The 23,538-nt window shown below is 55.5% G+C and carries 18 protein-coding genes and 1 tRNA gene; 6 read left to right on the forward strand and 13 right to left on the reverse strand.

Annotation, left to right across the window (positions count from 1 at the left end):
* The first annotated feature begins 607 nt into the window (after nucleotides 1-607).
* Nucleotides 608-913 (forward strand): helix-turn-helix domain-containing protein, encoded by a 306-nt coding sequence (locus tag H4V96_RS00330; RefSeq protein WP_196856380.1) that lies wholly within the window; start codon nucleotides 608-610, stop codon nucleotides 911-913.
* Nucleotides 914-998: 85 nt separating this feature from the next.
* Nucleotides 999-1,961, forward strand: coding sequence for a replication initiation protein (locus H4V96_RS00335; protein ID WP_280720634.1), 963 nt, complete (start codon nucleotides 999-1,001; stop codon nucleotides 1,959-1,961).
* Nucleotides 1,962-1,983: 22 nt separating this feature from the next.
* Here the strand turns inward: H4V96_RS00335 and H4V96_RS00340 are convergent, their stop codons facing one another.
* Complete coding sequence (locus H4V96_RS00340; RefSeq protein WP_280720635.1) at nucleotides 1,984-3,579, reverse strand: hypothetical protein; 1,596 nt, start codon at nucleotides 3,577-3,579, stop codon at nucleotides 1,984-1,986.
* A 131-nt stretch (nucleotides 3,580-3,710) separates the two neighbouring features.
* On the opposite strand from H4V96_RS00340, the gene H4V96_RS00345 reads away from it, so the two are divergent.
* Together H4V96_RS00345 and H4V96_RS00350 are read left to right on the forward strand one after the other, a co-directional pair.
* Nucleotides 3,711-4,706, forward strand: a complete 996-nt coding sequence (locus H4V96_RS00345; protein WP_280720636.1) for an IS481 family transposase — start codon at nucleotides 3,711-3,713, stop codon at nucleotides 4,704-4,706.
* A gap of 1,359 nt (nucleotides 4,707-6,065) precedes the next feature.
* Nucleotides 6,066-6,548, forward strand: a complete 483-nt coding sequence (locus H4V96_RS00350; RefSeq protein ID WP_280720637.1) for a toll/interleukin-1 receptor domain-containing protein — start codon at nucleotides 6,066-6,068, stop codon at nucleotides 6,546-6,548.
* Nucleotides 6,549-6,599: 51 nt separating this feature from the next.
* Here the strand turns inward: H4V96_RS00350 and H4V96_RS00355 are convergent, their stop codons facing one another.
* The 12 genes from H4V96_RS00355 to petA form a co-directional block, all read right to left on the reverse strand.
* Nucleotides 6,600-7,385 (reverse strand): hypothetical protein, encoded by a 786-nt coding sequence (locus H4V96_RS00355; protein WP_280720638.1) that lies wholly within the window; start codon nucleotides 7,383-7,385, stop codon nucleotides 6,600-6,602.
* An 864-nt stretch (nucleotides 7,386-8,249) separates the two neighbouring features.
* Nucleotides 8,250-11,369: a DEAD/DEAH box helicase family protein gene (locus H4V96_RS00360; RefSeq protein ID WP_280720639.1), complete on the reverse strand. Its 3,120-nt coding sequence runs from the start codon at nucleotides 11,367-11,369 to the stop codon at nucleotides 8,250-8,252.
* Nucleotides 11,370-11,410: 41 nt separating this feature from the next.
* Nucleotides 11,411-12,349: a DUF5655 domain-containing protein gene (locus tag H4V96_RS00365; RefSeq protein ID WP_196856385.1), complete on the reverse strand. Its 939-nt coding sequence runs from the start codon at nucleotides 12,347-12,349 to the stop codon at nucleotides 11,411-11,413.
* Nucleotides 12,346-13,617, reverse strand: coding sequence for a restriction endonuclease subunit S (locus H4V96_RS00370; RefSeq protein ID WP_196856386.1), 1,272 nt, complete (start codon nucleotides 13,615-13,617; stop codon nucleotides 12,346-12,348). Before H4V96_RS00370 ends, H4V96_RS00365 begins: the two co-directional genes overlap by 4 nt.
* Nucleotides 13,614-15,461 (reverse strand): class I SAM-dependent DNA methyltransferase, encoded by a 1,848-nt coding sequence (locus tag H4V96_RS00375; RefSeq protein WP_196856387.1) that lies wholly within the window; start codon nucleotides 15,459-15,461, stop codon nucleotides 13,614-13,616. The genes H4V96_RS00370 and H4V96_RS00375 overlap by 4 nt, the downstream gene beginning before the upstream one ends.
* Before the next feature lie 409 nt (nucleotides 15,462-15,870).
* Nucleotides 15,871-16,938, reverse strand: a complete 1,068-nt coding sequence (locus H4V96_RS00380; protein WP_196856388.1) for a site-specific integrase — start codon at nucleotides 16,936-16,938, stop codon at nucleotides 15,871-15,873.
* 134 nt (nucleotides 16,939-17,072) lie between these two features.
* A tRNA-Thr gene (locus H4V96_RS00385) sits at nucleotides 17,073-17,148 on the reverse strand.
* A gap of 26 nt (nucleotides 17,149-17,174) precedes the next feature.
* Nucleotides 17,175-17,687 (reverse strand): ClpXP protease specificity-enhancing factor, encoded by a 513-nt coding sequence (locus H4V96_RS00390; RefSeq protein WP_196856389.1) that lies wholly within the window; start codon nucleotides 17,685-17,687, stop codon nucleotides 17,175-17,177.
* Nucleotides 17,688-17,912: 225 nt separating this feature from the next.
* Complete coding sequence (locus tag H4V96_RS00395) at nucleotides 17,913-18,524, reverse strand: glutathione S-transferase N-terminal domain-containing protein (protein ID WP_010394154.1); 612 nt, start codon at nucleotides 18,522-18,524, stop codon at nucleotides 17,913-17,915.
* A 120-nt stretch (nucleotides 18,525-18,644) separates the two neighbouring features.
* Complete coding sequence (locus H4V96_RS00400) at nucleotides 18,645-19,409, reverse strand: cytochrome c1 (RefSeq protein WP_010394155.1); 765 nt, start codon at nucleotides 19,407-19,409, stop codon at nucleotides 18,645-18,647.
* A 32-nt stretch (nucleotides 19,410-19,441) separates the two neighbouring features.
* Nucleotides 19,442-20,854, reverse strand: coding sequence for a cytochrome bc complex cytochrome b subunit (locus H4V96_RS00405; protein WP_010394156.1), 1,413 nt, complete (start codon nucleotides 20,852-20,854; stop codon nucleotides 19,442-19,444).
* Between the two features lie 2 nt (nucleotides 20,855-20,856).
* A complete protein-coding gene (gene petA, locus H4V96_RS00410; protein ID WP_196856391.1) occupies nucleotides 20,857-21,465 on the reverse strand; it encodes a ubiquinol-cytochrome c reductase iron-sulfur subunit in 609 nt (202 codons plus the stop codon).
* Between the two features lie 413 nt (nucleotides 21,466-21,878).
* Between petA and mscL the strand changes: the two genes are divergently transcribed.
* Complete coding sequence (mscL, locus tag H4V96_RS00415) at nucleotides 21,879-22,328, forward strand: large conductance mechanosensitive channel protein MscL (RefSeq protein ID WP_029496110.1); 450 nt, start codon at nucleotides 21,879-21,881, stop codon at nucleotides 22,326-22,328.
* A gap of 39 nt (nucleotides 22,329-22,367) precedes the next feature.
* Nucleotides 22,368-23,528: a Do family serine endopeptidase gene (locus H4V96_RS00420; protein WP_196856392.1), complete on the forward strand. Its 1,161-nt coding sequence runs from the start codon at nucleotides 22,368-22,370 to the stop codon at nucleotides 23,526-23,528.
* The last annotated feature ends 10 nt before the right edge of the window (nucleotides 23,529-23,538 follow it).

Here is a 23,538-nt window from a genome sequence, read left to right on the forward strand (position 1 = left end):
AACGTGGGCACGTGCATTTGGCGCGACCGGTCGACTCGCTCAATGCCGAGGCGTGCAAGCTCCTACGTAAAGCCGAGTACCGCTTAGCGGGCATATCCGGCTCACAGCGACGCGCAAGCGTCGAGCAGAGGGTTTGAATAGCGCAGACCTCCTGGGCGTCACCTTGGGCCGGAATTTGCCCAGCCAAGAGCCGCTGGTGGCGGCGCGGTCCGTGCGCGCAAGTTCGGACATCGAGTCGTATTAGACCTGCGCCTTCGGCCGGGCGCAAAAGAGGTGAACCGCCTGGGTGCGCGCAGAAGGAAGTTATTGCCGCGGCTTCGATTCATGAAAAAAATCTGACCGTGGATGTGGCCGCATGAAAGAGGCTCATTATACCGAGCGAGGATAATGCGCTATAACGGCCACTTCAATACAATACTTTCTGTTCTTGAGGCGGACTATTGGTCGGGGCCACCAACTGCGCTCGTGTCTGCCGACTACCCACTCCAATTTACAGTTCGACACCGCCAGCAATCAGTAATTAACTCAGCGGTAAAACGCCGAAACATGGGGTAGCTATCGACATATACTGTCTGCAGTCGTCGTGATTGCATACTCTCGCTGACAAATGAAACAACTTCTCACCCCACGTGAACTCGCAAGCCTGCTCTCCCTGAAAGAGCAAACAATTTACAACCGCCATAGCATAGGCGGCAGTCTGCCAACTGCCATCAAGATAGGGAGCCGATTGCGCTTCCGCCAAGCGGATGTCGACGCCTGGATTGAAGCGCAAATGGAATTGCAACCGGTCGCATCCATCCCTCCTCAGGCCGCGATTGACCCGGCACGCCCACGCGGCAGGCCCACCAAGGCTCGGCAAATAGCATCACGCAAACACGTGAACACACTGAGCCGAAATACCCACAACAACTAACTCGCGCCGTGCGCAGCGCGAGGACACACACGTAATCTGAGGAATATATTTTTAGCTGCATGCGGCACGCCCTTTGGAGCGTGCCATGGCTTCTGCCGCCCTTATTGCGCTTGTTCAAGCGCAAGCCCCGAAGCGCCCTTACTGTGCCTTCGTAAAAAATAACGCAATTGTTCGCCGGCGGGAAATCGCGTTGGCGGCGCCGTATCTACAACTGAACCCTCCTGCACACCGCTCCTGGATAATATTGGACATTGACCGGAGTGGCGCGTCGCATGCGTGGGAGGATGCGGCGCTCCCGGTGCCAACTTACTGCGCTATCAATCGTGAAAACGGGCATGCCCACATTGGTTATGCGCTGTCCGCACCGGTATGCACGTCCGCTGCGGCAAGATTGGCACCGCTGCGCTACCTGGCTGCAATTGAGTATGCATACACCGCAAAGGTGCATGCCGACGCAGCCTTCACAGGCCCGCTGGCAAAGAACCCAATACACCCTAAGTGGCAGCTATGGGAGCCTGCAAATGCACCGGTTTATGAGCTTGGCTATCTCGCAGACTTCGTAGACCTGACGACCAAACAGCTTCCCAGGGACGCTGGCCTCGGCCGCAACTGTGACCTGTTTGACGGACTGCGCGACTGGGCGTACAGCGCTGTACGTCAGTTCTGGCGCCCTCGCGGCGAGGACCTATGGCGAGCAGCCGTCCGCCTTCAAGCCGAATCGCTGAATACCTTCACCGTGCCTCTGAATTCCTCAGAGGTCGCTGGTATTGCTCGCAGCGTGGCGCGGTACGTTTGGCGGCGCTATACCCCAACCAAGTTCCGTGAGGTGCAAGCAGCACGCGGGCGATTGGGCGGAATCGCCTCCGGTGCTGCCCGCCTCATTTCCAGCGAGGATAAGCGCGTCAGTGCCCGGCTGATGGCTGCAAACGGTATGAGCACCCGGGCAATAGCCGACGAGCTCGTTGTTGGAAAATCGACCGTCGCCCGATGGGTGTCCCACGAAGCCATATCAGGTAACAGCACCGTTGGCTTTAATAGCAGCGCTTAGCACGTTCGGCGGGGGAGGCTCGCTACGGGGCGCAGAACGTCGAAGAGCACAGCGACGCGAGGGGCGTAGCCCCCAACATCGGCAGGGTAGGATTCGGCTTCTTATTAATTTTCCCGTCTAAATACATTTTTGTCTCTTTTATCCAAGAGTCAGGGCTTAGGCTAACAATCAAGGAGCCAAGTGCCAGAACTATTGTCAGGTAAGTCAAAAATTCCATCCGCCTTTGGGTCTTTACGCTTTCTCGAGTGCTCATAATACTCGCCAACTGTTCAAAATGTTCCCGCACTCCCATTTCTTCATTTATAGTTTTCTTACTTAAAAACGCCACATGATTCCTTAGCACTTCAGATAATTGCGAAGCTTCCTCACCCTCTGGCCAAGGTGTATTTTCAAATTTATATGAGTTCCAAACTTTCTTACGTTCCGATATTTCTTGTAGGTCGCTCAAAATTATCGGAACACTTACAGAGGAGTTAAAATATATTTTGATTCTGTCTAAGGATTTTATAATTTTCCCATAGTTCGAACTCTTAATATTAAGTTTCTGTCTATTTTGTTTTATTAAACTTCGGATTTCATGTAAAATATATAATGCCGCATTCTGACATAAAAATCCATCTATGTTCTCGTGAACGAATTTAACGATGCTTCCAGGCGTCACGCCACCATATATTGAAAACTCTTCTGATGGTAATGTGGCTGTCTGGACTGAGACAATGGTGTGAAATGGAATATCGTCGAGAGGTTCACTATGGCGAATGCGAAAGCCCGGATATTTGGTGCTTGCCCATACGTCTCCCCAGCCATAAGGCGTTAGCAGGCTGCACCAGGGCATCTCTGGCACATTATTTCCTTTTGGCGTCAAAATTAATTCGTTATGACAGCTGAGCAGTTCAGTAGTGGGCAAACGCTTACCGCCGCTTGTAGCAAAGAAAAATCCACGGAGATTAATTCCGAACCAAGAAGAAATCATCTCTCTGTTACGTGCTCGTATCTCATCGATTGATTCTCGTTTCAAGAGTTCCACACCCAGAGTAGAGTATGTGAATCTTCCCAAAATTGGCCGATGTGTGTGTTTTCTATCGGTATTCAAGGACATTTCGTAAGCTTTAGATAGCTCGTCATTCAAGCGAAATCCGACCAAAACACAAGTTATTTCTGGGGTGAGTTGGACTATATTAACTAGAAGGTATTCTACATTTTTAGGCACCGGGCCGCGGTAGTTTGCTGAGTAGTTGGAGGAATTAGTCCCCTGAACTAACCCTATATTAAAATTTCCTGTATATCCATATGTACGCCATTCTTTTATAGTTTCAACAGTGCCCTTGCCAAGTCTGTGGGTTGGAGGTTTGTCCCAGCCCAATTTTCTTAGGTGTGAAAAAAGTGAATCAATTTCACTTGGCCCAAAGATTTCAATTCCCCATATACAATCCACTCTAAGGGATTCATCTGATGAAACCCGAGTCTCTATATTCTCTTCTATATCACGTTGTCGCAAATAGTCACGGTCGTTCCTATCCGGCCCATTAATAAAATTAGGAAAGGTGGCGTGAATTCGCCAGCGTATTTTTTTTGCCTTATCTTGAATCCAAGAGCTTGCATTGTTTTCATCGGTCATATGCGTTGGAGGTTGTGGTTCCCTAGGTGTTTAGATATGGGTGATCATATTCCAACTCGCAGCCTGCCATTTTTCAGGGCCAGGTTGCTTTTGAGTACACTGTTGAATCCTGTCACCTAACTACCAGCGCCATGAGCCAAGCCCTTCACAGCCAAGCCCGCACTACTCATCTGATCCGTGACGAAATCCGCAAATCGACGCTCTCTCAACGGGAACTGGCTGAGCGCTACAACGTTAGTCGTCTGACGATCCGCAAATGGCAGAACCGCGACAGCGCCGAGGATCTTTCGCACCGGCCACGTATCATGCACACCACGCTCACGCCTGCGCAGGAATTGATCGTCGTGGAGCTGCGCACCACGCTGCTGCTGCCCACCGACGACCTGCTGGCGGTGGCCCGCGAGTTCGTCAATCCAGCGCTTTCGCGCGCCGCCCTGGGGCGCTGCCTGCGTCGCCATGGTGTCTCCAGCCTGCTTGAACTGGCCGCCCGGGAAACCGATAAGCCCGTCACCAAAAAGTCGTTCAAGGACTACGAGCCCGGCTTTTTACATATGGATATCAAGTACTTGCCGCAGATGCCTGACGAAACCGAACGCCGTTACCTGTTCGTCGCCATCGACCGCGCCACGCGTTGGGTCTTCATGGAGATCTATGCCGACCAGTCCGACAGTAGTAGCACCGACTTCCTGATCAAGCTCAACAAAGCCTGTCCGATCGCCATCGTCAAGCTGCTCACCGACAATGGCAGCCAGTTCACCGACCGCTTTAGCAGCAAGAAAAAAGACCCGGAAACGGGCGACCGGATTCCCAGCGGCAAGCACGCGTTTGACGTGCTATGCAGACAACTGGCGATCGAACATCGCCTGATCCCGCCACGTCATCCGCAGACCAACGGCATGGTGGAACGCTTCAACGGCCGCATCAGCGAGGTCGTCAATCAGACCCGTTTCGCATCCAGGGCCGAGCTCGAATCAACACTACGCAATTACCTGAAAATCTATAACCACAACATCCCACAGCGTGCTCTCAACAACGAAACGCCGATTCAGGCAATGAAGAAATGGCAGGCAAAAAAGCCACAATTATTCGTTAAACGTGTTTATAACCAGGCGGGTCTTGACACCTAGGTAACTGCAATATTGATTTCAATTTTATTTTTTTCGAAATGGTCGGTTTCCGAATTTTCCTAACCAATGCAATAACCATTCGAACGTTTGTATTGGCCAAATGATGAACCAAGAAAGACTGTAACTCATCTGGCAATGTCTGTCAGGTCAAGTCGTACTCATTACATCTTAAAATGCCGCTGCTGACAGTTCCGGCTATTGTCGTTTAGCGTGAACACGTTCATGTACAGGGCGAGGATTCGCGCCTCCCACGCGCTCCCTTGACGAGGTCATTCCGATTCTGGTCTATACGTCAGCGTCACACGCAGGTACTGTCAATCCTATTGGTCCCGGGGCCGTGATGACGAAGTGCACTACTGTGATAAGCTTTTCAACGCCCATGGCGCGCATGCGTGCGGATACCTTCCTGAAGCGAGGTGGGCTCCATTGTGGCTCGCCGTGCTGCACCAGTAGCAGTGACATTTGCGAGCTGGTCGCCGTTGACGCTGTTATCATCGCGCCGGTTAGAAATGTAGCTGCGCTTAAGGAGCCAGCGCAGCGACCGACCTGCCAACTTTAGGATGCTCTCGTCGTATCGTCACCAGTGCATTCTTGCCATCGGTAGTCTTGTCGCATATCTATCCACTCATCTATCTACTTGACCCGGAAACGTTGTGTTGCTAACGGCAGGAGCCTCCGGACTGTGGCCGAAGAGCTCGGTATTGGTAAGTCTTCAGTGGCAACAGAGGTGTCCCACGAAGCCATATCAGGTAACAGCAGTCATGCATGCGAGTAGTGCCAGATGCGAGAGGGGAGGGGGAGGCTCGCGAAGAGCGCTTGGTTCGGGAAAGTGCATCAAGCGCGAGGGGCGCAGCCCCACAACAAGAAGCGTGGCGTGTTTCCCATTCTATGGGCCAGTTCCAAAGTATTGCACCGGGCCAATCCCAACTCTATTAATTCAGAGACACAACGGACTTCACAATTTGAAAGGGGAAACCTTCGCGGCACTTTGGTGCTCAGCGATGGAGGCACGACCCAACGTTATACTATGAATATTAGTGTTATATTAATAATTAAAAAGCCAATGCGCTAATGCTGCGCCAGCATTCAACGGTCAACTGTAGTTATTGCAAGTAGATGGATTAAAACATGACAAGATGTACAGCACCTGTGCGTGGACATAGCTCGTCGGCCGCTGCCGCCGCCTGCCCTGCATGCCGTTATCGCACTGGATACGCCTATGGCGGCCATAGCTCGTCCTATTCACCGTCGGGCAGCAGTGGGGCCAGCTATAGCTCCGGCGGTGGTGGCGGGGTTAGTAGCCGTTCAAGGCCGCGCTGGTCCAAAGCGGGTTCGTCTTTGCTCTACACGTCTGCCCAAGTGCAATCGCTCACTCCAATCCGCGAAACCGTTGAAACACGCGCAGCGCAGCAACCTGACCTTCGTGACGTCTTCCTGTGCCACGCGTGGGACGACCGACAAGGAGCGGCCAAGGAGCTGCGCGACTTGCTCGTGGCGGCTGGTGTGAAAGTCTGGTTCAGCGAGAACGACCTTGCGCTTGGCGTGCCGATGATGCGCGCCATTGACAAGGGCTTAGCGAATTCGCGAATTGGGCTTGTGCTGGTGACACCTGCGCTGCTTGCCAGCCTCCCAAGGGAGGGTGTCGCCGATAAAGAGCTTGCGGTACTTTTGATGCGTAATCAGCTCGTTCCAATCGTGCACAACACGACGTATGGCGCCCTTCTCAATGTCAGCCCTATGCTTGCCTCACGAAGCGGCCTGAGCACTGGAGAAGATTCAATGGCGGTTGTCGCGGCAAAAATCGCCGAGCTGGTTGCTGTCCAGCAGCCCGGGTCTTGCTAAAATTACAAAAAGTGTCCTAGTACGACACTTTTTGAGCACGATGCGAAGATTTCAGAACGCGACGGCTGACAGCTCCAAGGTTTCGCTGTTGAGCATGAAAACCTTCATGAACCCGTTAAGGATTTTTGAGTCTAGTTCCTTTGCCTGTCGAGGCCATCCTGATTGTGCATCATGTGTGAGAGCCTTGCGAAGCCGGGCGCCGATGGTTTTTGCACCTGGCGCTGTAATCACAAAGTGGACTTGGGCAATACGGGGGTCAACGAACATGGTTCGCATGCTTGCCACTACTTTGGCGAGGTCCTTGTCGCTACGCCAACTATTTTCAACTTCGACCCAAGCTAAACCGATTGTTAGCTGCAGGAGCACATCAGGTACTTTTCCCTGCACAACGCCTTCGTGACTGTAGGCTAACTGTTTGAACGGTGCCATGTCGGCTTGAATCTGCAGTTCTGACCATGCGCACCGGTCTGCTAGCAGGCCGGCGGTGGCGGCATACACTGAATTGCAAGCTGTGCGGTGACTGTGGGCATGACGTAGCCAATCACGAGCGTTTGCCTTGCCAAACGGCAGAGGGTCCCCGTTCTTGGCCAGCCATTTGGCTCCAGCGGCAGTGACGGCTGCCAGCTGCTCCCCGTTGACGCTATCACCATCTCGTTTAGTGACGATGTAGCCGTGCTCATGAAGCCAGCGAAGTGTCCGACCTGCCATCTTCCTCGAGCTTCCGTCACATTGCCGCCAAACTATTTTCGCAATTTGTCGCGTCGTTGCGTAGCCCAAATATGCCAGCGCCCTCAGCGTCAATACCCGATACAGCGCTCCCTGCTCTCGTTTGTTCATTTTCCGCTCCAGAGTGTATGTATCTCTGTATAGCGCCGCCAGCGGGAACATGAGCTTACCATCTTTTGGGTGAGGTCTCCGACGTCACCCTACGCCCACTAAAGTGGGCTGCGCGGGGGGATAAATCCCCCCTTGCGGCGGGACGAATTCGGCTTCACGGGCTGGACGCCCTACCGACTTCTTGGACCTAGGGGTCCACCGCGCCTGCGGCCCCTCGCGCGCTCGGGCAACCGGCTACCGCCGGCGCTTCACCTGAAGGTGTCGCGGTCCTTTGGACTCACCTCCCTCCCCATCTGCCGTCAAGCCGGCAGCGGGGGCCCGGGTCGGCGCCCGGCGGTAGCCGGTTGCCCGAGTGCCTCGGGGCCGGGGAACTATCGTTCCCCCGGAGACAGGTCGGCGCTTGGGCGCCTGGCGGTCGGGGACCGCCACCTGTCTCCGGCTCCCCCTATGGCATGCCTGGCCGTGGGCGGCCAGGCACCACTTCGCGCGGGGGCGCTCCGTGGCCCTGCGGGTGCTGTCCTTCGGCGCTGGGCGCCTGCGCGTGCCTAGGCCTTCGGCCCGGCACTTGCGCCCCTCACGTAAGCAGGTTGAGCACTATCAGGTTTGAACTATCAAAAGGTCACAGAAATTGTGCAGAGCAGGTGCCTTCTCGGTGAAAGGTCACCTCCGATTGTGCTGAAATCTGTGGCTTCCTCGGAGCTTTGCTTCCGCCCCTAGTCGTAACCGATTGATTTATTGGGAAATACTATCGACAAGCGGTTGAGCAGGGCTCGTTTGGGCACTATTTTCGTGCCTTCGCCGGCCCTAAGTGGCCATCATGCACAATTCTTGTGACCTTTCGCGCTATCGATAGGCCTGAGACCCTTAATTTCCAGTCCTGGTTTCTCCATGCGCGGACTTGTTTCTCAATGCTTCGTAGAGCTGCGCCGGCCCCAGCAGAATGTCGCGCAGGCCTTCACGAACCCGTTCAGAGCCCAACGCCTGGGTGCTCATGGTCTGATGGGCGTCGAGCGCATCCATAATCGCATGCATGACCGCATCCTTGAGGTCGGGCGAGTTGGCGAATTGTTCCTTGCTATTGCTTGCTGCCTGGCGCATTAAGGTTTCGTTCTCCAGCAACTTGCCTTTAAGTACGCCATTGACATAAACGAGCTGGTCGTCGTCGCTGAGTTGCCCCTCGAACAAGCCATTCACCTTCTCGATAATTTCGTTCAGGTAGGCTTGCTGTTTCTCTTGCACGCTGCCGCTGCCGACCGCATCCATCGGCGGCAACTTGTAGCTGCCGTCCGCGTTCAACCCCATCGGCTGTTTGCCATGGCTTTTCAGCGTGTGATGGGTCAGGACTACTTTGCTCAGGTCTACCGTATCGCGCTCGCGTCCGAAATCCAGCAGAGGTATCAGACGCTTATAAAACAGGAAGCGCTTTTCGATGTCGGTGTTGCCGTAGTCGAAAATCTGGCTCAGGAAGGAATAAAGCCGCACGTAGGCGCCCATATCGTTCTTGAAGAGCAGTAGGGCTTCCAGCTGGTCCTTGGCCGCGCGCGCGGCCTTGTCGTCGTGCTTTTCCTCGGCTACTAACTTGTCCTGCTGCGCCACCTTGTAGCGCTTGAGTAGACGGTCGGCTGCTGGAGCGATGGCGGCATCTAGCTGTTTCTGGGTGCCGTTCGGGTCCAGGTCCACCTTGGCGACGCGTTCCACCTCGTAGTCGTCGTAAAAGCCAGCGGCGTCTAGCTTAGCGCGCAGGTCGTAGACCAGGTGCGGGTCAGTTACCGCCTCCATTTCGGCGGTCTCGTAATACGTTTTGAAGGCCTTGAGGATTTCCGCCGGCTCGTTGACGAAGTCGAGCACATAGGTAGCGTCCTTGCCTGGGTAGGCACGGTTTAGCCGGGAGAGCGTCTGGACGGCTTGAATACCACCGAGCATCTTGTCTACATACATCCCGCACAGCAGCGGCTGGTCGAAACCCGTCTGGAACTTGTTGGCCACCAGCAGAAGGTGGAAGTCTGGTGATTTGAACACCTCGCGGATTTCCCTGCCACGAAGGCCCGGATTTAAAGCATCGCTGGACTCGGTAACTGGCTCGGGAAAGCTTTCGGTGTCAGTGACATCACCAGAAAAAGCCACCAACACCCCAAGCGCATAGTTCTGCCTGGCGATATAAGCCCGAATGGCCTTCTGCCAGCGTACTGCTTCCTTGCGACTTCCAACTACTACCATCGCCTTGGCTTTGCCTTCCAGCAGGGGCTGCACATTTTCGCGGTAATGCTCGACAACGATTTGCACCTTGCTCGCAATATTGTAGGGGTGGAGTCGCACCCATTGCATCAGACCTTTCATCGCCGTACTTCGCTCGACTGTCTTGTCGTCCCACTCTTGCCCGTCATGAGCAAGCTTGAAGGCAAGCTTGTAACTGGTATAGTTTTTTAGCACGTCGAGGATGAAGCCTTCTTCGATGGCCTGACGCATCGAGTAGACGTGAAAGGGTTGCGGTAGTCCGTCCGCGCCTTTGCGGCCGAACAGTTCCAGCGTCTTCGTTTTCGGGGTCGCGGTGAACGCCACGTAGGTCAGCCCCTTCACTCCAGAGCGGGCCTCCATCTGCGCAGCAAGCAACGCTTCGGTGTCAACTTCGCCGCCGTCCTGCAAATCTGCCCATTCCTGAGCCGAAAGCAGCTGCTTGAGCTTGGCTGCTGCCTCGCCGGTCTGAGAACTATGCGCCTCGTCGGCAATCACGGCGAAGCGCTTGCCCTCCGTGGCGGCCAGTTCCTGCACGGCCTGCAGGGCGTGAGGAAAGGTCTGGATAGTGCACACGATGATTTTCTTGCCCCCTTTCAGCGCCAGGCCGAGTTGGGCGCTCTTGCTGCCGTGCTCGTTGGTGATGGTGGCCACCACACTGGTTGTGCGCTCGAAGTCGAAAATTGCCTCTTGCAACTGGGCGTCCAGTACATTGCGGTCGCTAACCACCAGCACACTATCGAATAGCTTCTTGTGCTGCGCGTCGTGCAGGTCCGCCAGAAAGTGCGCCGTCCAGGCAATCGAGTTGGTCTTGCCTGAGCCAGCGGAGTGCTGAATCAGGTAGCGTTCACCAGGGCCCTTGTCCAGCACATCTGCTACAAGGGCACGCGTGGCGGCGAGCTGGTGATAGCGCGGAAAGATGACGGCCCGCGGCTGTTTCTTGTCGTTGCGCTTGCAAATGAGGTAGCGGTGCAGGATGTCCAACCAGCTGTCCCGCGCCCATACTTCTTCCCACAAGTACGCTGTGGCAAAGCCGTCGGGGTTCGGAGCATTTCCCGCGCCACCGGCGTTGCCCTGATTAAAAGGCAGGAAGGTTGTTGCCGGGCCCACCAGCTTGGTTGCCATCATCACTTCACTCTGGCTTACTGCGAAATGCACCAGTGCTCCACCAGGGAAGCCCAGCAGCGGCTCCAGCACGCCTCCCTTGGGCTGCGGGAGGCGGTCAAAACGGTACTGGTCCACGGCATCCTGTACGTTCTGCGTAAAGTTGCTCTTCAGCTCCACAGTGGCCACCGCAACGCCGTTGAGGAACAGCACCAGGTCAAGCTCGTCCTTGGTGTTGTTCGGCGAGTGGCAGACTTGCCGTACTACGCGGAGTCGGTTTGCGGCGTACTTTGTCTGGATAGTCGGGTTAATGGCCAAGGCGGGCTTGAACTGCGCGAGGTCCAGCGGCGCCGAGAGCCCCAACATTTCCACGCCCCGCCGCAGCACGTCCAGCGTGCCGCGCTCATTCATGTTCTTGCGAATGCGGTCGGCTAGCACTTGGGGAAGGGCGGCGCCGTGGGTATTAGAGAGGCGCTGCCAATGTTGGGGCTGCGTCAACTCCATCCACGCCAGCAGGTCTGGCAGGAACAGGCCGCTCGAGCGGTCGAACCGGGCTGCGTCGCCGTCCTCATACAGCCAGCCATTAGCAGCCAGGTAGGTGCAAATTTCGGTTTCGAAGTGGTGTTCCTGGTGCAGATTCTGGCTCATGTTCGTCCCTGATTATTCTTCTTTGCATGCTTACGTAGCATTCAGTTCTCGGAGTAACTGCGCTCCAGCAGTGCTTGGGCCCGTTGCAAGTCGGCCGGGCCGAGCAAGCAGAGCTCTACGTCGCCGGTGCCCCAATGACCAATCTCACTGACGTCGCGGCTAAAACCATTCTCGAAGGTGACTGTTGCCGGGCTGAGCTTGAGTGTGATTAGTACGCGGTTCGGATAAACGATGACGCAGGCAAAATTCTTCAGCCGACGGAAGGCCGTGTAGAGCTTTAGTGGCTTTTGCTGTACGTCGTCCCCAAGAGAAAGCAGCAGCGAGCTGGTCTGCTCGTAGAGCGCTCGAACCTTCGACGTGGCTAGTGCCAATTGCTCGGCCAGTGATTTGTCTTTTCCTGTCGACTTCAGAGCTTCCTGCTCGACTGGCAAGGCACCAGTTGGTACTGGCTTTATGGCCGTGGCGTCTGGCACGCTCTGCGAATTGACCAGTTCCAGCAGCAAGAGGTCGTCGCCGAATAGCTTGTAGCGGATGAGCTCGATGTTGCGCGGAATCTGCTGTACCGCGTACTGGTCGTAGCGAGTGAAGTCGGATGCAATGCACAGCAAGCGCGTTCCCTTCCACTCGATGTGCTGGGCGGTCTCCTTGCCTAACTTTTCCATGACCAGCCAGCGAAATTCCGCTTGATGGTCCAGCAGCCAGTCCAAGTAGAACAGGCCCTGGTTGATGACGTTCTCGGTGGTATGCCGTTTGTACTCGACAATGACCGGGCAGCCGTTTTCGTCAAGGCCTAGCGAGTCAATGCGGCCCCTATGAGTCTTGCCAGTTGCGTATTCACTAGCGAGGAACCGCACGCCCAAGAAAATTTCCATCTTGCCTTCGATGAGCCTTTGTAAGGTCCTTTCCAACGGAGCGGCTTGGCTGGAGAGGTCGGTGACTGTGCTGTTGCCGTGCAGGCGAAAGAGTTGAATGTCGCTCATGCGGCGATGGCCTCGGAGCATTTAACTGCGACCTGCGGTGCTGCGCTGCGCACATCTATTTGGCCGGTGACAGCAGCGCCGATGAGAGCGTTTCGGCGCTCCTTCAGCAGGGAGATAGCGCGCTCTGCTTCTGTTTTCAATGAATCAAGCTTCCTCGTCTCATTCTCGATAAATTTGGCAATTTCTAACTGTTCGGCTTTCGGCGGAAGCGCAATTTGTATCGTCTTGAATTCTTCCCAGTACAGACGCAAACGGAAATCCGTTATCCCGCGTGAATGTCGCTTCATCTCGGCCACGACTTGCGGCGTGCGAAGAATGCACTCCACGTGAGTGGTCAGGAAATCTGCCATCGGCCGTGCTACGACATATGCTGGACTTACCATCCCATCGACAGTGACGGACCCGAAGCCACCTTGCCAAGCGCGCATCATGTTGTACGTCAAATCACCAGGACGCACGGCCTTATATTTTGACCTGTCACTACTGCGAGACACCTTGCGGTCGAGTTCGCTTTCCCCAAGTTCTTTGTCAGACACGCCATTGTGAATCGAGACACTCAGAATCGGCAACGCTTCACTGCCAGGCTCATCAATATCGCGAAATAATGAACCAAGCCGGAAAATACCCCAATGGGCTGGTACGGTCCCGGTCCACGCTAAGCCGGAATCCTTCATCGGCGACTTGGAGTAGAGTCCCTTAGTAACGGCATGTGAGATGGCTGCCTGGCGCTTTTCAGCCAAAAGCGCGATGAGTTTTTCCTGCTCTGAAACCAGTGTGTCGATTTTGGCGGTCTCGCGGTCGAGGAAGGCGGCGATGGCTCTTTGTTCATCTATCGGCGGGCACGGTACTATATGGGAACCGAGCACGCTTTTGGTCATGCTTGGAAGCGCCGTGCTGGTCGAGTAGTAGTCAAATGGCATCGTAAGGGTCACGTAGTATGCAAAGCGACCACAGGTGCCGGGAAGAATTTTTGACCAGTACATGGTGTCGACCGTCCAGAACTTGCCCGTAACGTGCAGAGGCTTATCAATAGTGCCTTTCCTGCCGAGTAAAACAGATTCCCCGTCATACAGAAAGTCGGTGGCGAAGGTGAATGGTCCGCCGGAACCTATAACGGGAACGCCTTCTGTGCTCTCTACAGCCTTATGGTCTGCACCATTTTGAATGTCGAGCATGCGCTTGATGGGGCCGACGGCCCAATGTGCTGGAATTTGTCCGCCCAACTTTGCACCACTGTCTTTGTACTCCTTGTACCTCGGCAAACTCATTCCGCTAACTCCTCGAGCAACTTCATGATGCTGGCCGTAACGGTCTTGAGCTCGTCATCAATTGCATGCAAGCTGCGCAGCGGTTCGAAGACGTAAAAGTGCCGATTGAACGGAATCTCATATCCCACCTTGCTCTTCTCCGCATCAATCCACGCATCGGGGGCGTGCGGCAGCACCTCACGCTCGAAGTAGGTCTGGATGTCGTCGCTCAAAGGTACGTTCTCGGTATCGCGGAGCGCGCTGTCAGGCTGGAGCTTGCCCTTTTGCTTGCCCTTCCAGTTCAGTACCGGATTGCCGGAGTCGTCGCGCGATGGTCGCTCGACGGTGATGGTCGTGTAGCCAAATTCCTCGTTCCTGAAGATTCGCGAAATGGGAATGCGCGTAAGCCTGCCGCCCTCGGGCGCAACCGGTGTGTCGTCGGTGCCTGTGACGAGCTGCGGCTCGCCTAGCGTGGCGCCCGCAGCATTGAATACGGTAATTTGCTCGGCCTCGATGAAGTTGCCGAACAAGCGCGTGACGATGGCGATATGCGCATCGCTCATCTCCTTGCGTTTGCTGCCCAGGCTCTTGTGCATCTTCTGCCACAAGCCGCTGGCGTCGATGAGCTGCACCTGACCCTTGCGGTCTGGCGGCTTCTTGTTCGACAGAATCCAGACGTAGGTCGCAATGCCGGTGTTGTAGAACATATCGGTGGGTAAGCCGACAATGGCCTCTACCAAGTCGTTCTCCAACACGTAGCGGCGGATTTCACTTTCGCCGCTGCCGGCGCCGCCAGTGAACAGCGGCGAGCCGTTGAGCACGATGCCGAAGCGGCTACCGCCTTCCCCATTAACAACGGGCGTCATCTTCGATAGCAGATGCATCAGGAACAGCATGGAACCGTCAGAGACGCGCGGGAGGCCTGGACCGAAACGGCCATCAAAGCCCTTGCTCTCATGCTCTTGGCGCACGGCTTTCTCGACCTTCTTCCATTCCACGCCGAACGGCGGATTGGATAGCATGTAGTCGAACTTGCGTCCGCTATGGCCATCCTCAGACAGTGTATTTCCGGAGATGATGTTCTCGACAGGCTGGCCCTTGATGAGCATGTCGGCTTTGCAGATGGCGTAGGATTCGTCGTTGAGCTCTTGGCCAAACATCGACAGCCGCGCCTGTGGGTTGTGCTCCCGCAGGTATTCATCTGCAATTGACAGCATGCCGCCCGTGCCCGCCGTCGGGTCGTAAATGGTTCGAACCACGTCGCTACCTGGCATGAGTACGTCGTCGTCCTCGATGAACAGCAGGTTCACCATTAAACGGATGACCTCGCGCGGGGTGAAGTGTTCACCTGCTGTCTCGTTTGAAATTTCGGCGAATTTACGAATCAGTTCTTCAAACACCAGACCCATGCTGGCGTTGTCCACGACTTCGGGATGCAGGTCGATGTTGGCGAACTTCTCGGTAACGAGGTAGAGCAAGTTAGCCTTGGCTAGGCGCTCTACCTGCGTGTAGAAGTCGAAGCGTTCGAAAATGTCGCGCGCGTCCGGCGAGAAGGCCTGAACATAGGCGAACAGATTCTGGCGAATATGGTCTTGGTCTCCGAGCAACTTTACCAAGTCAAGCGGCGATGTGTTGTAAAATCCCTGACTTGTCTTGCGTCGCAGGAAAGGTTCGGGATTTAGGCCTGCCTTGGATTTGGCGTTGAACTCAGCTAGCACTGCCGCCTTAGTTGCTTCCAGTACGCAGTCGAGTCGACGCAATACTGTGAAAGAGAGGATGACGCGGCCGTATTCGGACTGTCTGTAGTCTCCACGAAGTAGGTCGGCGACAGACCATATGAATGACGAAAGGGACTGATGGTTCATGTACTTCCTGTTCAATGTCGTTCAGCTAAAACACCATCTTAACACTCTTGAAAATGGGTCTGGCTGGCCCTCAAGGAGATGCTAACTGAAGCCTTGCGCAGGCGCTAGAAATGTGTTCTGGCAATATTATGAAGGGTTTTTAAAGTCGATTGCGCGCTCGGGCGAGTGTTTTGGAAGGAAAAGTTCGGGCGATTGCGCAGCAACTTTTCTGCCTGACGCGAAAGAAGATGGCCTCAGAACAGCCCCGCTAGAGAGAGCTGTTACTTGCATAACTTATGGTTGTATAAAGACACTCGGCAGCGCGCGAATAATACTAGCCTGACTTCCGAAGGTAAGATGCAGCTCTGCAAGATGCGAATTGCAGAAGGGCCTCCTTTTTACAGTTGCCAACCATCGTAAGCACGGAGAATCAGGAATGCGCGGTTGAAAAGACAGCCGCCTTCGCGACCGCATCCGAGGACGCCAAGTTACGATTGCGAAGAGCTTCGGCTTCTCGACGTAACTTTACAAGCTCTTCGTCAGTCGGATTGTAGTACCGCATTGCCATCTGGAGAGTTTTCCAACCCATCAATTTCGCTAAAACGGGCGCCTCTACTAAAGGCGCTAGCCGGGTGGCAGCATCGTGTCTCAAATCGTGATAATGCAAACCCGAAATGCCAGCTTTTTCGCACGCCACTCGAAAGGCAGCGCCTAGCCCGGCTGAGTCGTAAAACCCGGCAATTCTCCCAGTCTTGTCTGCGCATGGGTAAGATTTCAACATTGCCTCTGCAGTTTCCGATAGTGGGACCGATAACCTTTCGCCGTTCTTTGTCTTTCCGACAAAAATCAAATGATTTTCCAAGTCGATGTCCTCCCAGCACAGCTCGACGATATTTCCAGCGCGCATTCCGGTCTCAATTGACAAGATAAAGCACAGTTCGAATGCCTGCGCATCCGAGTCGCGAACTGCTGTTAAGAGGCGGGCTTCTTCATCTCCAACCAAGCGGCGTTGCCGGCCAGGCGGCGCAGACGGCTTCCGAACATTCTCAAGGAAGTTTTCGATTTGGATAGACCACTCCTTCCGAGCTGTAGTGAACATGGTGGAAAGATATGCCAATTCAAGCCTCACGCTGTTGGGTGATGCCTTCTCTGCCAAGCGTTCATCTCTATACTTCGCGAAATCGACGCTACGTAAGGTTGCGAGAGGCCGCAGCGCCAGAGGATGGCGCAGGAACCTACGAGCTGTTACGAGCTCGGTTCGGCAAGAGAGTTTATTGGGGGAAACCTCCGCGCTGTACTTCTCGATAAGGTCTGCGAGGGTGGTTCGTTCTAGTTCGGTCCGGTCCGCGAATACCCCTCGAACCATTTCCGACTCCACAATCGCAGACCATGCTTCCGCTTCTTTTTTTGTCTCGAATGTGTTTGATTGGGATGGGTACCCCTTTTTACGAACGGTTGCTTGCCACTGATAAGGACCGCGATTTGAGATTGATGCCATGCATTGCTCCAAAGTTGTTTGTAGGAGCAGGTGTATAGCGTTGCCGTAGGGGCATGATTGCAGCAAAAATGCAGCAGATATCCCAGAAACGACAAAGGGCTACAGGCGAATGCGCTGTAACCCTTTGATTTTATTGGTGCCGACTGCCGGTTTCGAACTGGCCACCTGATGATTACAAATCAACTGCTCTACCAAATGAGCTAAGTCGGCAAAAACTGTGCGTTGCGAATTATACGCTATTTAATGCGTGTCAGGGTCGGGCGGCCACCTTTTTTTGGTGGCTCGTCGTCGCCGGGCGTGGCGTTGTCGCGTTGTTCGGCGGAACTGGTCGGCACGGACGACAGGGTCGGGGTGCTGGCGGCGGGGGTGAGCACGGGGGGCGGGACGTCGGCTGAGGCTGGGCTGTCCGTCGGTTGCGCGTCGGGATCATCGTTGCCCAGCACCGGCTCGAAGGCCATGCCCTGGCCGTTTTCGTTGGCGTAGATGGCCATCACGTTGTCGACCGGCACGTAGATTTCGCGCGAGACGCCGCCAAAACGGGCGTGGAAGCGGACGGCGTCATTATCCATCTTCAGGCCGCTGGTGGCGCCAAAGCTGATGTTGAGCACGATTTCGCCCTTTTTCACGTATGCCATCGGTACCGTGGTGCGCGAATCGACTTTGACCGCGAGATATGGCGTGTAGCCGCTGTCGGTGCACCACTCGTAGATGGCGCGCAGCATATAAGGTTTGGTTGAGATTTCAGACATGATAGGCACTGTGAGGCGGGAGCGCCCTCATCAAGCATGAGGCGGGCGCACCGGTAGTTCAAAATACTGGGATAGCGCAAAAACAACGTTAGTACCTGGCCCAAGATGCCCCAGAAAGCGTAGCGAGCTGGCCCTATATTGGCCTCGGTAACGCAGCCGTACCGAAGTACGGTGAGTAACGCCAGGTCAAGAGCGGGCTGCGCAGTCGCTGAATGGGGATATCTTTTAGCGGCGCATCACTTTCTCGGATGGCGTCAGCGCTTCGATGTATGCAGGACGCGAGAAGATGCGTTCGGCGTATTTCATCAGCGGTGCTGCCGTCTTCGACAGTTCGATACCGTAGTGGTCCAGGCGCCACAGCAGCGGCGCGACAGCCACGTCGAGCATCGAGAATTCGTCGCCCAGCATGTACTTGTTTTTCAGGAACAGCGGTGCCAGGGTCGTCAGGCGGTCGCGGATTTCCGCGCGTGCCTTGTCGTGGGCCTTGTCGTTGCTCTTGGCGCGTTCGCTTTCCAGCACGTGCACGTGCACGAACAGTTCTTTTTCGAAATTGAACAGCATCAGGCGCGCGCGGGCACGCATCAGCGGATCGGCCGGCATCAGTTGCGGATGCGGGAAGCGCTCATCGATGTACTCGTTGATGATGTTCGATTCATACAGGATCAGTTCGCGCTCGACCAGGATAGGCACCTGGCCGTACGGGTTCATGGTCGAAATATCTTCCGGTTTGTTGAACAGGTCGACGTCGCGCACTTCAAAGTCCATGCCTTTTTCAAACAGGACCAGGCGGCAGCGTTGCGAAAATGGGCAGGTTGTACCCGAATAGAGAACCATCATTTTTTATAGTTCCTTAGAAACAAAGGGGGTGAAGCCGCGAACGGCTCACCCCAGGTCGCTTGTCCACTCATGCGGACAATGCAGAAACAGGCATAAACCGGCCTATGGCCGGCGCCTCACTTATTTGACTTCCTTCCAGAACGACGCGTTAAGGCGCCATGCCAGCAGAGCAAAGGCCGACAGGAACAGCAGCACCCAAACGCCCAGGCGCTTGCGTGTTTGCTGTGCCGGTTCGGCCATCCACTCCATGTAGCCGACCAGGTCGGCTATCGCATTGTCGTACTCGATCTTGTTCAACGTGCCTGGCTTGACTTGCTCGAAGCCGGCAAATTTGTGGATCTTCTTGCCAGCTTCGTGTGGATCATTTTCTTCCACGAACTTGGCAGTCTGGATACCTTGCAATTCCCATAATACATGCGGCATGGCGACATTCGGCAAGACCATGTTGTTCCAGCCGGTCGGCCGAGTGTCGTCTTTATAGAACGTACGCAGGTAAGTATACAGGTAGTCGCCGCCTGTGCCAGCGGAAGATGATTTCGCGCGCGAAATTACCGACAAATCGGGCGGTACGACGCCAAAGAAAGCCTTGGCATCCTGCGGTGCCAGGCTAGTTGTCATCAAGTCGCCGATTTTGTCCGCGGAGAACAACAGATTTTGCTTGATCTGGTCTTCCGTCAAACCGAGGTCGCGCAGACGGTTGTAGCGCATCGACACGGCAGCATGGCAATTCAGGCAATAATTGACAAATAATTTGGCGCCATGTTGCAGCGCAGCCATGTTGGTCTGGCGATCAGGCGCCTTGTCCAGCGGAAAGCCGCCTTCGCTGGCGAGAGCCATGGCGGGCACGAAGGCCAGGATGGCGAGCAGTTTTTTTGAAAATTTCATGTAAGGTCCTTTGAGCGTGGCGTGAGAGCGGCTTAGTGCGGGTGAAACGTCACACGCGACGGCACGGTCTTGAACTTGCCCATTGCACTCCACCATGGCATCAGCAGGAAAAAGCTGAAGTAAATCAGTGTGCACACTTGCGACACGATGGTTTTCGTATCCGTTGGCGCCTGGGTGCCGAGGTAGCCCAGGATCAGGAACGACAGGCCGAAGATGGCGTACACATATTTGTGCCAGGTCGGACGGTAGCGTATCGATTTCACGGGCGAATGGTCGAGCCATGGCAGGAACGCCAGGATCACGACGGAGCCGCCAAAGAACACGACGCCCCAGAATTTCGCATCGAGCACCTGCGGCAGCATGCCGATGATGGCGACGATGGCGATGCCAGCGATGACGGACTTGACGCTCGTCGAGAGGCGCGACTTGAGCCAGATGAATACCACGTAGGCGGCTACGACACCCATCAGCACGTACATGAAGTCGGCCGTGGTAGCGCGCAGCACCGAGTAGAACGGCGTGAAGTACCAGGTTGGCGCGATGTGCAGCGGGGTTTTCAGCGAGTCGCCAGGCAGGAAGTTGTTATATTCGAGGAAGTAACCGCCCATTTCCGGCGCGAAGAACACCACGGCGCTGAAAATGACGAGGAAGATCGACACGCCGAACAGGTCATGCACGGTGTAATAAGGATGCGAAGGAATCGAATCGACCGGGTGGCCATCGGCGCCCAGGTTTTCCTTCACTTCGATGCCGTCCGGATTGCTCGAACCGACTTCATGCAGGGCGATCAAGTGCGCTGCGACCAAGCCCAGCAGTACCAGCGGGATGGCGATCACGTGGAAGGCGAAGAAGCGGTTCAGAGTCGCGTCGGAGACGACATAGTCGCCGCGTATCCACAGCGACAGGTCAGGGCCGATGAACGGAATGGCGCCAAACAGGTTGACGATCACTTGGGCGCCCCAGTACGACATCTGGCCCCACGGCAGCAGGTAGCCGAAGAATGCCTCGGCCATCAGGCACAGGAAGATGGCGAAACCGAACAGCCAGATCAGCTCACGCGGCTTGCGGTACGAGCCATACATCAGGGCGCGCGTCATGTGCAGGTAGATGATGATGAAGAAGGCGGAGGCGCCTGTCGAGTGCATATAGCGTACCAGCCAGCCCGACGGCACTTCGCGCATGATGTACTCGACGGAGTTGAAGGCCAGCGCCGCATCCGGTTTGTAGTGCATGGTCAGGAAGATGCCGGTGACGATCTGCAAGACCAGCACCAGCATGGCCAGCGAGCCAAAGATGTACCAGAAATTGAAGTTTTTCGGGGCGTAGTACTTGCCCCACTGATCATTCCACAGCTTGGTCAGGGGAAAGCGGTCATCGACCCAGCCCAGCGCTTTTTCGGCGACGGGAGCGTCTGCCGGGAATTTCGTTTCTTTAAAAGCAGCCATGATCAAGCCTCGCCTTTCTCGTCTTTACCTATCAGCAATTTGGTGTCGCTCAGATACATATGGCGCGGCACTTGGAGGTTGTCCGGCGCCGGCTTGTTCTTGAACACGCGGCCTGCCATGTCGAAGGTGGAGCCGTGGCAAGGGCACAGGAAGCCGCCTTCCCAGTCATCGGGCAGCGACGGTTGCGGGCCGGGGGCAAATTTCGAGGAAGGGGAGCAGCCCAGGTGGGTGCAGATGCCGACGGCGACGAGAATTTCAGGCTTGATCGAGCGCGCTTCGTTCATGCAGTAGTCGGGCGTGAATTCGGCGGGATTGCGTTGCGAGTTGGCATCGGCGACTTTGCCGTCGGTCTTTTTCAGGGACGCGATCATTTCCGGCGTGCGCTTCAGAATCCAGACCGGCTTGCCGCGCCATTCAACGGTGCGCATTTCGCCCGGTTGCAAGGTGGCGATGTCTACTTCGACCGGCGCGCCCGCCGCTTTCGCGCGCTCCGACGGCTGGAATGTACTTACCAAGGCTCCCGCGGTTGCCAATCCAACTACACTGCCCGCCGCGCACGTGGCGACGAGCAAGCCGCGACGGCCTGAATCGACCTGCTTTTCGTTACTCATGCAAACCCCAATCAGTCAAAATGCGAATCTTTATTATGACTGGCAGCCGCGAAAAATCCGTCGCCGAAGCTCTTTCCCACTGATTGCCGCAATCCGCATCTTTGTGCAGTAAAGTGGCAATATCCCTGCGGAACTTCGGACTATGGCGCAGCCCATGCCAGTTTCTTGTTGATTATCCGGAAGTAAAAAAGCCACTTCTAGCAACCGCAAATTATAAGTGAAGCAAACAACGAATAGAACAAAAACGTTGCTTGTACCATAATTTATATACTTTTGCAGGAGGTGGCTAGTTCTTTCGAACTAGATGCGCTTGGCTGTATCCGAATTGGTCTTCTTAATAACCATAAGTTGGTGGCACCCGGAATCAATAGTATGATCGGCATGTTTTTTTTACATATTTGAAGGAGAAATTCATGGCAATGATGAAGGAATTTAAAGAATTTGCAATGAAAGGCAACGTTGTCGATCTGGCGGTCGGTGTCATCATCGGCGGCGCCTTTGGCAAGATTGTCGATTCCTTGGTGCAAGACGTAATCATGCCGCCCATCGGTCGCGTTTTCGGCGGCCTTGATTTCGCCAATTACTACCTGCCCTTGAACGGCCAAGCCACGACGATGACACTGGTGGAAGCAAAAAAGGCGGGCGCGGTGCTGGCCTACGGCAACTTCCTGACCATTTTGCTCAACTTTATCATTCTTGCCTTCATCATCTTCCAGATGGTGCGCCTGATGAACAAGGCCCGCCGCAGCGAACCGGTCGCACCGGCACCGGCGCCAGTCACGCCGGAAGACATCGTGCTGCTGCGTGAAATCCGCGATTCCCTGCAGAAGAACGGACAGAGTAGCAACGATCTGGCAAAATAAGGCGTTCCGGCATCGGCTGGTTGACCTCGATAGGGCTCTATGCGGCGATTTTGGTTATTGTTTGCGCAAACCGTGACCATCGCGTTGGCGCTGTACTTTGTGTACGGCGCACTGCGCCCGGCCAGCCGGGTACAGCAGCTAGGCTCTGCCGCCAAGCCGGTGCCCGTGGTGGAAACGGCGTCGAGCAGCCTGGCGCCCGGTTCCTACCGCGACGCGGCAGCGCGCGCCATGCCCGCTGTCGTCAACATCCTCACCCTGCAAGTGTCCAAGCGCGGCGCCCACCCGCTGGCGCGCGATCCCTTTTTCAAACGATTCTTCGGCGAGCGCGACCTGGATGGCGAGGATGACGCTGACTTGAAAAACAGCCTCGGTTCGGGCGTCATCGTCAGCCATGAAGGGTATGTTCTCACGAACAATCATGTGGTGGAGGGCGCCGACGAAATCGAAGTCGTGCTCACCGATGGGCGCAAGGCGCCGGCCAAGGTGGTGGGCCTGGACCCGGAAACCGACTTGGCCGTGATCAAGATCGAACTCGACAAACTGCCCGTCATCGTGTTGGGCCAGTCGGAACTGGCGCGCGTGGGCGATGTGGTGCTGGCCATCGGCAACCCGTTCGGCGTAGGCCAGACGGTGACCATGGGCATTATCTCCGCCTTGGGCCGCAACAACTTGCACATCAACAGCTTTGAAAATTTCATCCAGACGGATGCGGCCATCAATTTCGGTAATTCGGGCGGCGCCCTGGTCGATACGCGCGGCAACTTGATCGGTATTAATACTGCCATCTATTCGCAAAGCGGCGGCTCGGTCGGCATCGGCTTCGCCATTCCGGTCTCGACGGCCAAGGCGGTGATGGAAGCCATCATCAAGGATGGTCATGTGGTGCGCGGCTGGATCGGCGTGGAAACGCAGGACATCACGCCCGAGCTGGCGCAAAGCTTCGGCTTGCAGCGCTCAAGCGGCGCCATCATTGCCGGCGTGGTGCGCAATGGCCCGGCCGACAAGGCCGGCATTGTGCCCGGCGACATCTTGCTGACGGTGCAAGGCAAGGCCGTGGGCGATACCACGGAAATGCTGAATCTGATCGCCCAACTGCCACCGGGCGGAAAAGCTAAAATGACGGTGCTGCGCAAGAATCGCGAAGCGGCACTCGACGTGATGGTGGGCAAGCGCCCCCTTCCGAAAGAGCTTTCCAAATAGTTGCTGATCG

The organism is Janthinobacterium sp. CG_23.4 (assembly GCF_029892305.1).
GTDB lineage: Bacteria > Pseudomonadota > Gammaproteobacteria > Burkholderiales > Burkholderiaceae_D > Janthinobacterium > Janthinobacterium lividum_D.